At 39.9% G+C, this 15,077-nt stretch carries 15 protein-coding genes; all 15 read right to left on the reverse strand.

Annotation, left to right across the window (positions count from 1 at the left end; translation table 11 throughout):
• Positions 1 to 82: 82 nt before the first annotated feature.
• The 15 genes from VIA_RS02725 to VIA_RS02795 are packed head-to-tail and all read right to left on the reverse strand — an operon-like array spanning position 83 to position 15,075.
• Positions 83 to 1,264, reverse strand: coding sequence for a DegT/DnrJ/EryC1/StrS family aminotransferase (locus VIA_RS02725; RefSeq protein WP_004410772.1), 1,182 nt, complete (start codon positions 1,262 to 1,264; stop codon positions 83 to 85).
• 8 nt (positions 1,265 to 1,272) lie between these two features.
• Entirely contained in the window at positions 1,273 to 1,890 is a 618-nt protein-coding gene (locus tag VIA_RS02730) for an acetyltransferase (RefSeq protein WP_004410774.1), read from the reverse strand.
• On the reverse strand, positions 1,887 to 2,486 hold the full coding sequence (locus tag VIA_RS02735) for a sugar transferase (RefSeq protein ID WP_038210999.1): 600 nt from the start codon (positions 2,484 to 2,486) through the stop codon (positions 1,887 to 1,889). Before VIA_RS02735 ends, VIA_RS02730 begins: the two co-directional genes overlap by 4 nt.
• Positions 2,482 to 3,711 (reverse strand): glycosyltransferase family 4 protein, encoded by a 1,230-nt coding sequence (locus VIA_RS02740; protein WP_004410777.1) that lies wholly within the window; start codon positions 3,709 to 3,711, stop codon positions 2,482 to 2,484. Before VIA_RS02740 ends, VIA_RS02735 begins: the two co-directional genes overlap by 5 nt.
• A complete protein-coding gene (locus VIA_RS02745; protein WP_004410780.1) occupies positions 3,701 to 4,783 on the reverse strand; it encodes a glycosyltransferase in 1,083 nt (360 codons plus the stop codon). Before VIA_RS02745 ends, VIA_RS02740 begins: the two co-directional genes overlap by 11 nt.
• 1 nt (position 4,784) lies before the next feature.
• A complete protein-coding gene (locus VIA_RS02750; protein ID WP_004410783.1) occupies positions 4,785 to 5,894 on the reverse strand; it encodes a glycosyltransferase in 1,110 nt (369 codons plus the stop codon).
• A 2-nt stretch (positions 5,895 to 5,896) separates the two neighbouring features.
• Positions 5,897 to 7,114 carry a hypothetical protein gene (locus VIA_RS02755; protein WP_004410786.1) on the reverse strand — a complete coding sequence of 406 codons (1,218 nt, stop codon included), beginning with the start codon at positions 7,112 to 7,114 and terminating at the stop codon, positions 5,897 to 5,899.
• Positions 7,114 to 7,803: a hypothetical protein gene (locus VIA_RS02760; RefSeq protein WP_004410788.1), complete on the reverse strand. Its 690-nt coding sequence runs from the start codon at positions 7,801 to 7,803 to the stop codon at positions 7,114 to 7,116. Before VIA_RS02760 ends, VIA_RS02755 begins: the two co-directional genes overlap by 1 nt.
• Positions 7,804 to 7,811: 8 nt before the next feature.
• Entirely contained in the window at positions 7,812 to 8,888 is a 1,077-nt protein-coding gene (locus VIA_RS02765; protein ID WP_004410789.1) for a UDP-N-acetyl glucosamine 2-epimerase, read from the reverse strand.
• Entirely contained in the window at positions 8,881 to 9,525 is a 645-nt protein-coding gene (locus tag VIA_RS02770; RefSeq protein ID WP_004410791.1) for a PIG-L deacetylase family protein, read from the reverse strand. Before VIA_RS02770 ends, VIA_RS02765 begins: the two co-directional genes overlap by 8 nt.
• Positions 9,522 to 10,361 carry a UDP-3-O-(3-hydroxymyristoyl)glucosamine N-acyltransferase gene (locus VIA_RS02775; RefSeq protein WP_004410792.1) on the reverse strand — a complete coding sequence of 280 codons (840 nt, stop codon included), beginning with the start codon at positions 10,359 to 10,361 and terminating at the stop codon, positions 9,522 to 9,524. The genes VIA_RS02770 and VIA_RS02775 overlap by 4 nt, the downstream gene beginning before the upstream one ends.
• Position 10,362: 1 nt before the next feature.
• Positions 10,363 to 11,505, reverse strand: a complete 1,143-nt coding sequence (locus VIA_RS02780; protein ID WP_004410794.1) for a glycosyltransferase — start codon at positions 11,503 to 11,505, stop codon at positions 10,363 to 10,365.
• Positions 11,498 to 12,604 (reverse strand): glycosyltransferase, encoded by a 1,107-nt coding sequence (locus tag VIA_RS02785; RefSeq protein ID WP_004410795.1) that lies wholly within the window; start codon positions 12,602 to 12,604, stop codon positions 11,498 to 11,500. The genes VIA_RS02780 and VIA_RS02785 overlap by 8 nt, the downstream gene beginning before the upstream one ends.
• Positions 12,591 to 14,003: a glycosyltransferase gene (locus VIA_RS02790; protein ID WP_004416779.1), complete on the reverse strand. Its 1,413-nt coding sequence runs from the start codon at positions 14,001 to 14,003 to the stop codon at positions 12,591 to 12,593. The genes VIA_RS02785 and VIA_RS02790 overlap by 14 nt, the downstream gene beginning before the upstream one ends.
• Positions 14,004 to 14,010: 7 nt before the next feature.
• Positions 14,011 to 15,075: a DegT/DnrJ/EryC1/StrS family aminotransferase gene (locus VIA_RS02795; RefSeq protein ID WP_004416782.1), complete on the reverse strand. Its 1,065-nt coding sequence runs from the start codon at positions 15,073 to 15,075 to the stop codon at positions 14,011 to 14,013.
• Positions 15,076 to 15,077: the final 2 nt, after the last annotated feature.

Genomic DNA, 15,077 nt, shown 5'->3' on the forward strand with positions numbered 1-15,077 from the left:
ACGATTCATAATCTTCAGCTAAAACTAATCAATACGGGGGGCAAAGCCATTTTTCGACGATTTCACACCCACCTTAAAAGCGTCAGTCACCTTCTTGACTACTGAGAAGAACGCCTCTTACAACACTAGCTACATGCTCAATTTCTACTACGGTTAATGAAGGATGCACTAAAAGCATAATACTATCTTCCCCTAATTTTTTTGCATTACTTAAACGATTTCTAGGTCTAAAACCTGTATTTTCAAAAGCTTTCTCTAAATATACTTCAGAACAACTCCCATGATATACAGGTATGTTATGAGATTGTATTTCTTTAATAATTCTATCTCTAGACCAACCTCGTTTTAAATGTTGTTGATTCACAAATAGGTAAAAACGATAAAATGCATGCTCCATATACTCTGGAATATGTGGTGTTCTGACAACTGGCAAATCTTTAACTGCAGACTCTAAAGCTTTCGCGTGTGATTGACGAATACTAATCCAACTATCAACTTTATTTAGTTGAATCCTTCCGATTATTGCTTGGATTTCTGTCATACGAAAGTTTGTCCCAAAGCTATCATGTAACCAGCGAAAACCTTCTGAATGCGATTTTTGATAAACTAAATCATAACTTTTGCCGTGATCTTTATATGACCACATTTTTTGCCATAGCGTTTCAGAGTTTGTGGTTACCATGCCCCCCTCTCCGCCTGTAGTCATAATCTTGTCTTGGCAAAAAGACCAGCAACCAATATGCCCGATTGTCCCTACACTTATTCCCTTGTATTTCGCACCATGTGCTTGCGCGCAATCTTCAATAACATATAGGTCATACTCTCGAGCAAGCTGCATAATTGGGTTCATTTCTGCAGGGAAGCCAGCCAAATGTACCACAATAATAGCTTTCGTCTTTGGCGTAATTACTTCCGCGATTGAATCTGCGGTTATATTTTGACTATTGAGATCAACATCTGCGAAGACTGGACTTGCTTGTGCATTTATAATCGAAGAGACCGTCGCTAAGAATGTTCTAGATGTTGTAATAACTTCGTCACCTACGCCAACACCTATTGCTTTCAGTGCAACATCTAGCGCTTGAGTCCCATTACCTAAAGCTACTGCATGTTTCGCTCCAATCCACTCTGCGAACTCACTCTCAAAGTTCCGCCCTTGCTCTCCTGTCCAATAGTTAACTTTATTTGATAGAAGAACACTACTTACTGCTTCGGCTTCTTCTTGAGAAAAAGAAGGCCAAGGAGATAATCCTGTATTTAACATTTATTAACCTACTCTGATAGCTCTTTTGCAGGAATTCCAACAACCGTTGTCGCCTGCTTGACATTCTCAACAACTACTGCCCCCATACCGACAACCGCATTCGCTCCTACGCTTATTTCTTGTCGGATACTGCAGTTGGCTCCCAACCAGCTATACTCACCAACCGTTACATTTCCCGCCAGAATTGCTCCTGGGGAAACGTGGGCATAATTTCCTACCTGGCAGTCATGCTCGATTACTGCAGCAGAGTTAATGATCACTCCATTTTCAATTTTGGCAAACGCATTAATTATCGCTCCAGGCATTACCACTGTACCGCTGCCAATGTTTGCAAAAGTGCTGACTACGGCTTGAGGGTGGATCAGAGTGATTTGCTTTTCTGGATCGATTTTTTCATTCAAGATCGAGCGCATCTCGTTGTGTCCTATGGCAACAAAGATCCCTGCATAGTTGTCCTGCTGCTGGAGAAGATCCTTCACACAACCTTTAACTATCCAAGTGCCAACCATTGTTCCTATTGACTTACTGTCATCGTAGAAGTCAATTAGCTTGAACCCACTTTGCGATGCAATATCTGCAACCACCCCCCCATGCCCGCCAGCACCAACAATCGCTAAGCTCTTCATGATTTATTTCCCTTAAAGGGATTAGCCGTTGCACTATCATCTGCTGTAATGTCTGACTTTCTTATCACTTTATGCAAGGTCATGAGTATAATTTTCACATCAAGCAAAAAAGACATGTTATCTACATACCAAACATCAAGTACGAACTTCTCTTCCCATGAGATATTGTTTCTTCCATTAACCTGCGCCCAACCTGTAATACCTGGTTTAACTTCATGTCGTCTGGCTTGCTCCTTGGAATAAAGAGGTAAGTACTCAACAAGCAGTGGTCTTGGTCCGACTAAACTCATATCTCCTTTGATTACATTCCAAAGCCCTGGTAATTCATCTAAACTACTCGCACGAAGCCACTTTCCAAAACTTGTAAGCCTTTTTTCATCCGTTTTTACATTTTCCAAGCAGCTAGTACTCTTAGCGTTAAGCATTGAGCGAAACTTATACATTTTAAAGGGTTTACCTTCATATCCTGGCCTTTCTTGACTAAAAAGCAAAGGGCGCCCCAATTTCAATAAAATAGCTAGCGAGACAAGAAAGTAAATCGGTGATAACACAACTAGTGCACACACAGAAACGGTGATGTCGAATAGGCGCTTAATTACTGAATAATTCACTATACTTCTCTGCTAGTTTTTCGTAGCTCAATTCGTTAAGGATGTACTGTCGAGAGCGAATACCTAGCTCTACCTTTTCCTCTTTTGACATTTTTAAGTAATCGTTCACACTTTCATAGAATGCCTGTGCATCATCTGGCGCGATGACCACACCAGCCCCTGATTCTTCCAACATCGGACAATATACGTTTCCAATACATATCGTTGGCTTACCTGCATACATGTAATCAACGAATTTGTTGGGAGAAACGCCATATTTGAATACAGGCTTTTCATCAAATGAGTGCAGAAGCACATCTGCATGTCGTAGCACACTATTCAATGCCGCTCTGTTAACCTTTGAAGCAATGGTCAAGTTTGAGATGCCTTTGCTTTGTTCCTTTAGTTTTTCAGCTTCTGGGCCATCGCCAATAAGAATAAAGTTAACATCAACTCCTTTTGCATTCTTTGCCAAAGCAATAAAGCGTGACAACTTATAGGCTTGATTAAATGATCCTGCATAAACAAGGTTAGGTTTGTGAACCGAGAAGTAGCGTTCAACATAGCATTTTTCTATTTCCACTTGCTCATTTTCATAGAACTCAACACTAACACCATGCGGAATACATGTTACATTTTTAAACTCTTTTATTTGCCTCTCAACGTGAAGGCGTAACCTTCCCATAGTGCCTACAATTACATCGCTCCTTCTATAACCAAGCTTTTCAACCCAAGAGAGGAAACAGACAAGAGGGTGGCTACGCTTCAGCCCTTTTAGCTCGATCAATGACTGTGGCCAGATATCTCGCACTTCAAAAATAAACTTGCTTCTAAGGCATCGCTTAAAAATAGAGCCAGAAATAGCACTTAATATAGAGAGGGAAGAGGCTATAACAACATCGGGCTTAACCTTGCGGTTCTTAAGACCGTATATCAGCACTAAAAGCTCAAAGTGAATCCAGGACAATATTCTAAATATGGAGTTGGGGTTTTGATACTGAATGACATTCAGCCAAACGACGTTAACCCCGTTATAAGTTTCTTTTTTAAACGGACCCCGAAACTGAGGTAAAGTCGAATAAAGGTGCGATGAATTAGAAAGAAGCAGTGTTACGTCGTACCCCATTTTAACAAATTCTTTACAAAAATAGGCCTGCCTAGTATCTGCTCCATATTTAGCGATATTCGCATACTTGGAAACATACCATATACGATCATAGCTATTTCTCATTACACAGCTCTTTATACACGTAAATCATCCTATCTAACGACGCTTCCCAGGAGTAATGTTCAGAAACATGGGCTCGACCTCGTCGTCCCATCCTTGTTCTTAATTCAGTGTCGGATATAAGTTGATATATAGCCTTAGCAGCTTCTTGGGGGTTATCTCTGGCTACAATCAGCCCCGTTGTTTCATTGACAACGACTTCTTTAAACCCTGAAACATCAGAAACAACAACCGGTAATCCACACGCGTTAGCCTCTACTGCGGCAACACCAAAACTCTCGCTATCCAATCTGCTTAACGCGACAAACACATCAAGCTCACATAAAGCAAGTGGAACTTTTGAGTTATCAATGTAGCCCTTGAATTCAACGAGGTGAGATATCCCCAATTCAGTCACCAAAGCCTTTAAGCTCGCTTCCTCAGGTCCATTACCAATTATAACAAGCTCCATATCAGCCTTCCGATACTGATCGTGAACTAAAGCAAATGAACGAATCAAGGTGTCAATACCATATTTGTTATGGAGAAGTTTTACTGTTCCAACCCTAACTTTTTGCTCTTCTGTAACTTCACTTTTAGGGTGTGGATAGAACAAATCTGTATCTACTCCGAAAGGAGTAACATAGATTGATGGTAAATTAGGACTGATAGATTTAACCACTTCGAGCATACAGTGGCTAGTTGACCCTATTGCTTTGCAATTTTTCAGGTTTCTTTCCACTAACCAATGATGGAAACAGCTTTTGGTTGGAAAATCGTATACGTCTGCCCCCCAAGCGGAGAGCATTAACTGTTGAAATCCGCTAAGCACGGCAAGCGTCCCATAACCCGTTACGTAGTGTGCATGAAGTAGATCTGGCTGTATGCTTTTCAATACTTTTTTTAATCGACGAGCCGCAAGAATATAACCAATGGGTACCAAAGGAGTTAGTTGATGGAGGTAAATACCTTCAGAGTATGACTCCTTGATCGGATGACATGTTAGCAAGTGCACTTCTATGCCTTTGGAGAACAACCCCTCAGCCCAGCGTCTTATATGAATACTATTACCATTACCTAATAACGCGATCTTCATTCTACTTTATATTTCCGAGTAAAGTTTCAACTTCCCGACACCTTTTATACCATGTGTACTGAGAAGCCTTTTTACCTATACGCTCTGAAAGTTCGGGAATACTGCTTTTTTGGGCCACCAACTCATCAAGAAAGCAATGAAGTTCGGTCTCTTTGTACTCTATCGTCCAACCAAGTTTCTGCTCACGAACAAAATCTCCCACCCAAGTGTTAGCGCTAGCAATGACAGGTTTCCCAAAGCTTACATACTCAAATAGTTTTATAGGCACGGCGAAGGCCCTATATTCCGTTGGTTGCATATAAAGACATGCACAATCAGCCTTTTGATATAGTGTTTCTAGCTCTTCTCCACTACGACTGACTACTTTCACATTATGCGGCAAGGAACCAACTTTTTGTAATAATACGCTAGCATCGGCAGGGCGAGTACAAATCGTTAAGTTTATCGTGTCATTAAAATGCTTACTAATAACCTCTACCAAAAGGTTTATATTATAAAAGCCCACCGTTCCTCCAACATAAAGCAACTCCAGTCTTGAACCAGGTATGTTGGCTCCATTAGCCTTCGGCGTAGAACCAGGGTTAAGCTCATGGAACTTCTCTTCTTGTATTAAAGGAAGGTATTTTGCCATCGCTAATGAAGGAACAAATAGCTTATCAATAAAAAGATTATATATGAATAACTCGACACGATAGAATAAGTTAGCTAGTAGCTTTTTGATGGCGTTTTTAGGAGACGAAGGCACTGTTTCTTCAAATCTCCAGTAGATATCACGATAGAAAACCCCAACTCTAATCCGTTTTTTCTTTAGATAATGAAAGAATCTCGCATCCATCAATGGTCTTCGTGGTATATGATCTTTATCAGTAAGAGCTAGAGGCATTGTAGATGCCTCTGAATAGCAAAATTGGTACTTTTCCCCAGCTTCAACTTTCGCTTTAACTATTTTTATACTTTCTTGTCGCTCTTTAGAGTAACCCACAACAAGATCGACATCATACCCAAGAGAAACAAATGCCTTGTACATTTTCACGGGCCGTATGCCACTACCTGAAGGAGCATCAAAGTTGAGAGGCAGGGGGTGGTGGAAAATAATTTTCTTATTTTTCATTGTCAAACCAAGAAATAGACATTATCAGTAGTGCAAACATGATTCTTGACAAAATGCTTAATTTTCTTTTTCTCTCTCGGGTAATCTTTGGAGAAATTTGCTGTTTCTACTCTAATCTGTTCCAACCCAATTATTTCCTTATACTTCAATTCAGCTTCATCGATCGTATTTGGGTCAGTAAACAAGGCTCTATCACCAAAAGATTTTGAAATGAATAAAAGACCTCGCTTAACATCGGATTCTTTTTTTGCATTCGGCCCTAAAGCGTGAAGGTAGTTTTCTATATTTACTAACGCAACGATATTTTCTTTAAATGGTACGCAGCTTGCAGATATTACGGCAATAGGGGTATATATATTTGAAATGTAACGGAGAAGAAATAATGTCAAAGTTAATTTATCAAGAGATGTCAAGAAATCTAGTGAACCAACTACGCCCACCACGACTGAACTGAAAAGAACCAGATTAGTCGCATTTCGGCCGTAGATTCTCATCCGCTCAAGCCTTTCAAAAGACTTAGATGATATACCTACACCTTCCATCTCAGCTGCCGCTTCAGCTGCCGCTTCCATCGCATCTTTTTGAGATTCTTTCTGTTCTTTTCCGCCCTTTTTCTTTTTAACTTTAGTTAAGATGAACATGAATACGATTAAGAAAACAATATTGAATAGGGCAAGGTAAGGTTCAAAATAGAATAAAACACCAAGAGCAACAAAAGCCTGTGCAAAGACAAAGGCGTTTAAAAACAAGGCTCTCATTGCCCCAAATGTACCATCCATGTTCTTGTAGAAGGTTTCATCACCTTCACATGAAATAATGTTTTCCGTATTTTGATATTTTGATATTAAATGTTCACGAAAACGTAACACTAATCGAGAAAGGCCGACTCGGCTTACCGAAAGTACTTTTGAGCAAATAACTAGAAGTAGTATTGCTGGCGCGAAAGAAATAACCAACTGCTCTACTTTGGTAAACTCCATAGGGATGTATGATAATACCCTTGTCACATACCCCGAACTGGTTTCATCAATATAATGTTGTACTCCAAAGTAAAAAAGACCTATCGCAAACCCTTGTAGGAAGATCGAAGATATATATATACCTACAAGAACTAGAAATGAAGAGCGGTCCTTATTAGAAGCCCCTTTCACTAATAAATAGGAGAAATGCAACAACGACAAAAATGCTGCATATTCCCCTTTACTCAGATACCTATTCATTATAAGTACTGTAGTATTCTATTTTTAAATCTAACCACAGTTTGATGCATATCAAATTGACATTCTGCTCTAGATATAGGAATACCGTCAACACGAATACCGCAAAGCAAACATTTGTTAATAAGCTTGTTGGAAACTTTCTCGTTTCCAATAAACTTCACTCTACTAAAAGGAAGAAAAACAATATCCCGTTCAATTTCTTTCTCTAGCTTCTCTAACGACATTGGAATTCGAGACAGAACTTTTCTTTTGATTCGAACTGGCAATTTCGAATCAGAAATCCAGTTCGCCAATTTGTCTATGAGCTTTGAGCTTTTAACAACAACAGTTTTCTCAGTAGTAATGATTTTTTCCCGCCATTCGCTAGCGCTTAGGGGGATATCTTCTTCATCGATATATTCAATGCCTACAAGAGTAGATTTTGATGAAACAGCTTTACCACCGAATATGAATATTTTCTTATTGTCTACACCAGCTAACAGCTCAATATTTTGGTTAACAAAATCATTCGAGGCTGCGAGCACTGTCGTTATGCATCCAGAGTTTAGTGCTTCGGTTTGTTTGAATGAAAAGTCGCTGATTATCTCTTTAAATAAAAAGCTATTCTCACCTTTAAGAAGGTCATCATCCACCATCACATTTCGACAGATTTCATGCTCTCCTACAATATTTGAGTATTGGAAATACATCGAAGCTCCTATTTGGTGTTCAAGTGCGATTTTACAATATCAATGATTTTATTTGTTGCCATTTCGCTACGATATGACTGAATAGAACCATCCAGTTTGGCCAGACAGTAATCTTTCAAAGATTCACTAGTCATATCATCCAATGCATCTACAGTATGGATGTAACCAAGTTGGTGAAGCTCTTTCCAAATAGGATCATCGCGCAGCACAACTGATTTTACGCCTGCATAAGCAGCATCTTTTGGTAAGCCACCGGAATCAGTTACAACACCTGTTGCACTATTTAGTGTATTAATTACTTCTGAATATTTTAGTGGCTCGATTACCTTAACCGAACTACTTTCCAATTTCGCCAACTCTTCTCTTGAAGCCTTCGCCTTTAGACGAGGGTGTAAAGGAAGTAGCACTTCGGCATTTTTTGATAACTCAATCAGTGTTTCTAAAATCAGTCCGCGTCTTTCGTCATCATCAACGTTTTCTGCACGGTGAATCGTAACTAAGATTCGCTCCTTAACGCTCTGCACCTCATTCAGACACTCGCTCATAATGTGGAACGCATCGTACATCAGATCACCCACGAGGTGGTTTCTGTCAGATGGCAAACCTTCTTTAGCAACATTGCTGTGATCTAACTTATTTACGCAAAAGTGGTGTGTAGCAAGGTGGTCAGCAACCTTTCGGTTTACACCTTCTTGAATACCAACGTGTTCCTCTGTCCTTACACCCGCTTCTAGATGTCCATAAGGGACTCCTAGCTTGGCACAAGCGATAGAACCAGCCATCGTTGAGTTGGTGTCCCCATATAGAAATACGTAGTCAGGCTTAAATGACACTAACTTATTCCAGATGTTTTCGATCATCATTGGGATTTGCTTTTCCGGCCCAAAGCCTGCTATTTTTCCGTAAGAAATACTTTCGAAACCGAACTCTTTAATCAACTCTTCAGACATATTTTTGTCGTAGTGCTGACCAGTGTCATAAATCTCTTGGGTAATGGTAGTATCATCATTGATAGCACTCCACAAGGGAAAAAGCTTGATGTACTGAGGTCTTGTACCAACTATGTGGAGAATTTTATTAGTCATTTTTTACACTCATGGTTACTAATTCAAAGCGTTCTGCATAATGAAAACCCGAAGCAATTCCAGCTTCAATCGCCAAGCTTCCTATTACGTTGGGTTGACTATAACTTCGTTGAGACTGACTTTCGAATACAGAAATCGCTTCAATTTTTTTACTAAGGTTATCTTCACTTAGTTCAAAAAACACATTGCCGACGACTTTACGGGTATTCCAAGGGTGAGTATAGCCAAGCAATGTTGCCTGTTTAAAAGCTCTGATAGCTTCACACGCCAAAGTATTATGGTCTTGGTGATAATCATTCTCGGAGCTTGTTACTACAAGATCAGGTTTAATGCTTTCTCGCAATTTGATCAGATCTTCTAAAATTTCCTGACGATAATAGGAAAATTTTCGAACAGGATAGTTGTAAAAATGTATATCTGATTTCAACCCCAAGATCTCTGCCGATGCTCTTTGCTCGTTTAGCAACTTTTGAGGGTCCGTTCCTGCAGGAAGTGACTCAACTGGATTACTTAATACAGCAAGATGAACCTCTACCCCCTTCTCAATGAGTACCCGCACTAAGCCAGCAGCGCCGAACTCTGTATCGTCAGGGTGTGCAGAAATAAACAACGCCCTTTTTGTTGCATTAAAAATCATTTTTCAACTCGTAGTTTCTTAGCTGGGTTTCCGGCTATAACTCCACCATCAAAAGACTTAGTGACACAAGCCCCAATACCAACGAACACTTCCTCACCAAGTTTGGAGCCGTTGATTACTGAACTATTTGGCCCCAACCAACTTCCTTCACCTATAGTGACAGAGCCTGATAATGTCGTCGCCGCTGTTAAGGTCGAATTATCATCAACACGGCAATTGTGTGCGATATGAACATGATCATCTACTAGTACGTTCTTGCCAACAATTGTCGGCTGAAAAGTACCGGAGACAACGGTTACATTGCTGCTTATTTTTGAATCTTTCCCTATGTACACACCGCCGGAATGATCAAGCCGATAACCTTTATCACCAAGCCTACCAAACCCGAAACCTTGAAATCCTATAGAACAATTTGCACCAATTTCAACACCCGCATCAACGTAAACATTTGGGCACAATTGAGTCGAGGAGTGAATTTTAGCAGACGGGTGAACAAAGCTTAGCTCACTTCTCTTGGTCCAAGCGCCGCGTTCAGACTCCATCCCCAGGTTCATTAAATAGGCGTAGACATCTCTAGGATTGCTGCAAATACAAAATGTTTTGTTAACAACAGAAGACCAGTTTTCCGGCTTGCTCTTTGCGAGAACAATCGCGACTGAACTTGTATCTTCCAGCGTCCAATGCGACTCCTTTGTATTGAAAACTATAGAGAAGTCACTCAAATTGGATAATGTTTTGAATTCGTAAGGGGCTTCAATTAGTCGCCCGAACACCTCAGTCAGCCTGGAGAGTTCATCACCAATGAACTTGTCAAGAATTATTCTAACATTCGACATTTTATAGACCTATGAAACTAGAAAGTTGACGGTTAACTTGGCCATCAGTATCGACAACACCTCGAATATTTGGCAGAGGAAGGTAATCAATAATCCAACTATCCTTGCTAAACCCTTCAGATATATAAACATCTACACAATTTGGCAACTGACGAATCAAGCAGCAAGTGGCTAGGTTTGCCTCTTCAAAAATGATAGAGCCTTCAAAATTCATTAGCTCTTTTTTCAACGCCGAGTAAGACTTGTTATTCTTTTCAAAGTAGCTATTTAAAGCGTCCCAATTTCGCCTTTTTAGATGCTTGGTTAATCCATGTGGCACAGCGGCTGAAAAAGTAACATATTTAGCACCTTCAACCTTGTCTTTTCTATGAATCTTGTTGTTAATGCGCACAATGCTTTGAAGACACCTTAGTTTCACAAACTCAATGCGGCTTTCCTTCGAATACTGATAAAAGCCTTTGTCTTCTTTTCTTGGACTGACAATAAAACTGCTTCGTGTTTTGTTACGCGTAGAGTCGGATACGTGACGATACTTCACGACGTCTGAATCTGGGTAGACAATTTTGCCAAGTTTTGCAATGGTCGCCCACAAGTCGTAATCGCAACAGAAGCCTGTATAGTTAGGAGGCAGACATTCATAAAGCGCTTCTGAGCGTTTCCACATTACAGCACAGCCATTGACATAGTTTCCTTCATGGAGATGATTCTCTATTTTGTCTTTATCCGGAGACCAAGTGGTAACGCGCCCATCAATATATTCATATATTGCTTTACCAATTGCCATAGAAGCTTCTGCTTCTTTCTCTAAAGCGTTAACAAGGTTTGCTATTGCACCCTCAACGTGAAGATCATCTGAAGGAAGGTAAATACAATATTTGCCACTTGCAAGCTCATGACCGAGATTGAATGTGTAAGTGGATGCAATAATCCCAGTACCAGGCTTTTTGTAATACTTTACGTTTGGGTATTCATCCACTAGGTGGGCTAAGTCCATATCACTACCGTCGTCGATAATAATATGTTCATAGTTAGGATACTGCTGATCGCGAATTGACTCGATACACTCTTTCAGAAGTTCATATCGCCCATTTGATTCGCTAACATACGCGAACGTAATAACTGATACTTTAGGAAACTTATCCATTGTATCGCTCCCAAAAATAGTCGAGTTCATCGTTAATCACTTTGGCCACATTTTCTTTGGAGTGCCTTTGAGCTCTTTGCTTCAAATATGCTTCTATTTCTTCTCGTTGCGTTTGATTTAGAGAGGTAATCTTGTCCAGTTTATTAACAAAATCCTTTTGATTGCCATCCTTGATTGTTGTACCTTCTTCAAAATCCCAGAAAAATGGATACTCACTACCAAGTTCATCAACACGTGCGTCGTATCTAGGAAGTAATATAGGCACCCCTACAGCCATCGCCTCCAAAACTTTTAGTGAACCTGCGATATGCCCTGAGGCATCCTGGTTATACCAAATTGCTGAAGCAGAATGCAGCATTTCTGCAACCTCTTCTTGCGGTATTCTTGGTACATTCACAATCTGCTTTGGCAGGTTCATTTTCTTGCCTGCACCGATACATTCTGCTTTTACTTTGGTAGCAACAGCATTATCGGACAAAGCCGAAATCACTTGGTAAGGAAAATTTGAAGGTCTTACTGGCCCAAAATGACGAATAATTTTCTTTTCTGGCTGCTTTCCTCTAAAGAAATTTACTATTTTTTGCTTTGTAGTCAGAGGGGCTATTACTTTTTCTGACTTCTTTGGCACCTCAACAAAGTGAGAATCATCGATAACTTGAGGAAAGAGGATACATATTCTAGGTGCCTGCATATTTTCAGGATAAGTCGCCTGAAAATACTCATATTTTGAACTGTCATATGTTTGCAATTCAGCCTTCCAAGGCTTGGTCATACATACAATTCCGTCAGCTTGATTAAAACACTCTTCATCATATGGACTAGCAAACCAAAGCTTGGGAGAAGGCGAATTTAAAAACACCTGTTTGTTATTTCGAATGTAGACTAAGTCATACTCACCCTCTTTAGGGGTGTTTATCTTCTTACTTTCGTCACCGAACGCCTTATCTTCTGCTCTCACCAGTACGCCATTGTAATATACATCATACTCATCAAGCATTGCTCTGATAATATTCATCTCGTTGATTCGATCACCCGAGATTGGCTCTAGGTAAGCTTCTGAACTCAATAGAAAATATACTTTCTTTTTAGGTGTACTCATTACATCTGACTCTTTCAATAAATTCCAAATATTTTTGTGGTATATCTGTGCTGTAAAACCCTGCAGACTCAGACTGATATTTTTTACTGACTTTCTTGTAGTCGAGACTCGCTCTTAGTATACCTTCAGCTGCTTCGGCTGGGGTTTCAACCACCTCACACATCGGAAAGGCTCTTTTTGCACCATCGAATGGGGCGAGCATGGGCCAATTTCTTATGACAGGAATGCAGCCATAAGCCATTCCCTCTATAATAGATTCATGAGAGCCTTCCCTTTCGCTTGTTGACAGCATGTAGCCAACTCTGCGGAAGAAAGAGTCAACATCAGTAACGTAGCCAAGCTCTTCGACAACCCCTTCTGGAAGGGAATTAATCTCTTGTAGTAAGAGAGCATTTTCAGCTGACTTCATCTCTGCGAGTGTCTGACCACATAACAAAAGCCTAAACTCACTATCCTTTTCATACACACGCTTGAATACTTCGAAGGCAAATCTAAAATCTTTTACAGGTAGCGCATATTGCATCATGCCTATGGTTTTCCCTCGCCCCGTGATTGAAACGGATGCATCTGGGCAAACCCTCTTCTTACATCGAATATTATCAATCACAGTCGTGGACATATTGTCTGGAAGCAACCACCCCCACATCTCGAGAAACATATCTCGGATACCATGTGAAATAAAGATCAGGCCGTCAATTCTACCAAAGTTTATTGTCGCCGGAAAAAAAGAAAGCACTTCATAAGAATGAATCCTAACAATAACTTTCTTATCGGCGCTCGTGTTCTCTAAAACCCAATTCGTATTGTGATTCAGCCAATCAACAATTATAACATCCGATTCTTTGTAGAATTTGTCAAAGAAATCTGACGTATAGCGTCTATTTTCCTTGTTAAAACTTTGCTTTCGACGAAATGTTATTGCCAAGTTTTTAAACGCTTTTTCTCGATGATATTTAGATTTATTATTTATTTTATGTTCTTTGAAAAACTTTTTATCAAACTCATTAATATCATATTTTTCGCACTTAACTCCTTTTTCTACAAAGCTTTGAAATACAGGTTCAATAAAGTGCCAACTACGAGTAGCAAAAAGAATTGTCCCTTGTGATGTCCCATATTTCTTTCTTCGTGCCTTGGTTTTTTGTGCTTTTTTTGCTAGGTACTGACCAAGACGAGAAGTATCGAATCCTCTAAGTACCCTCCTGTAATCGCTCCCAATATTCTTATAGGTTGCCAAATCATGCAGCCTATCATTGTCACCTGTTTTTTCATTAAAGATAATAGAGAGGATCTCTATTTTAGCAGCATAACCAAGATTAACGAAAAAGGGAGACATACGAATTACATGCCTCACCATAGTGACAAGAAAAGACTTAATTTCTCTTTTAATGTCTTTCATCGTTTAATTATAAATATCCATGCATTGGCAGACTAAATACTTGCTTAGATAACTTCTCAGCAACAGGGAAGTCACCCTCTTTGTAACCTAAATCTTTAAATGCTGTTTGCATATGCATACAGGTGCGATAGTAAACCATTGTCGGAATACCTTGTTCTGCATAGCCTTGCATCTCGTTGTCTCTGTCTTCACAAACAACCGTGTACTGAGCCCAAGAACTGTAATAACCCTCTGGAATAAAAGGAGTTATATACTTTTCAGAAAGGGTCTTAGTATAATTTTCAGCAGCTATGTTTCGGTTCTCAAGTTCGGTAGGGAACTCAGCTAATTTCTCAAGTAAGATTGCAGCTTGAATAGTATCCAATCGGCTATTCAAACCGATTCTGATATTGTCGTACTTATCTGTCCCTTTGCCATGAACACGGTACGACCTAACCAATTCAGCGAGCTTATCGTCGTTCGTAAAAATAGCGCCACCATCACCATAACAACCCAAAGGTTTCGCAGGAAAAAAGCTTGTTGTAGCAATATCGCCAAAGCTACCCGCTTTTTTTCCATTAATAGAGCCACCAAAACCTTGTGCTGCATCTTCAATAAGCTTTAGGTTATATTTTTCCGCAAGGGCTTCTAGCTCAATATAATTTGCAGGCAAACCAAACAAATCAACTGAAATGATCGCTTTAGGTACTAACTTACCTTCTTCGATCACTTTTAAGATTTGCTTCTCCAAACTACCCACACAGATATTGAACGTTCGCTCATCCGAGTCCACAAATACTGGCGTCGCATTGGCATACGCGACCACTTCTGCTGTCGCGAAAAATGTAAACGTCGGACAGAATATGGCATCACCTTCACCAATATCTAGGGCCATTAATGCTAGTTGAAGCGCATCAGTGCCATTAGCGCATGATACGACATGCTTCACCCCTACATATTTAGCCAAAGCGTCTTCAAGCTCTTTTACCTCAGGTCCCATAATGTAGTGACCGTGGTTTAACACGTCTTGAATTCGTTTATCAATTTTGCTTTTTAAGTGTTTATATTGTGACTCTAAATCTATGAATTGCATAA

Origin of the sequence: Vibrio orientalis CIP 102891 = ATCC 33934 (assembly GCF_000176235.1) — a bacterium.
Taxonomy (GTDB): Bacteria; Pseudomonadota; Gammaproteobacteria; order Enterobacterales; family Vibrionaceae; genus Vibrio; species Vibrio orientalis.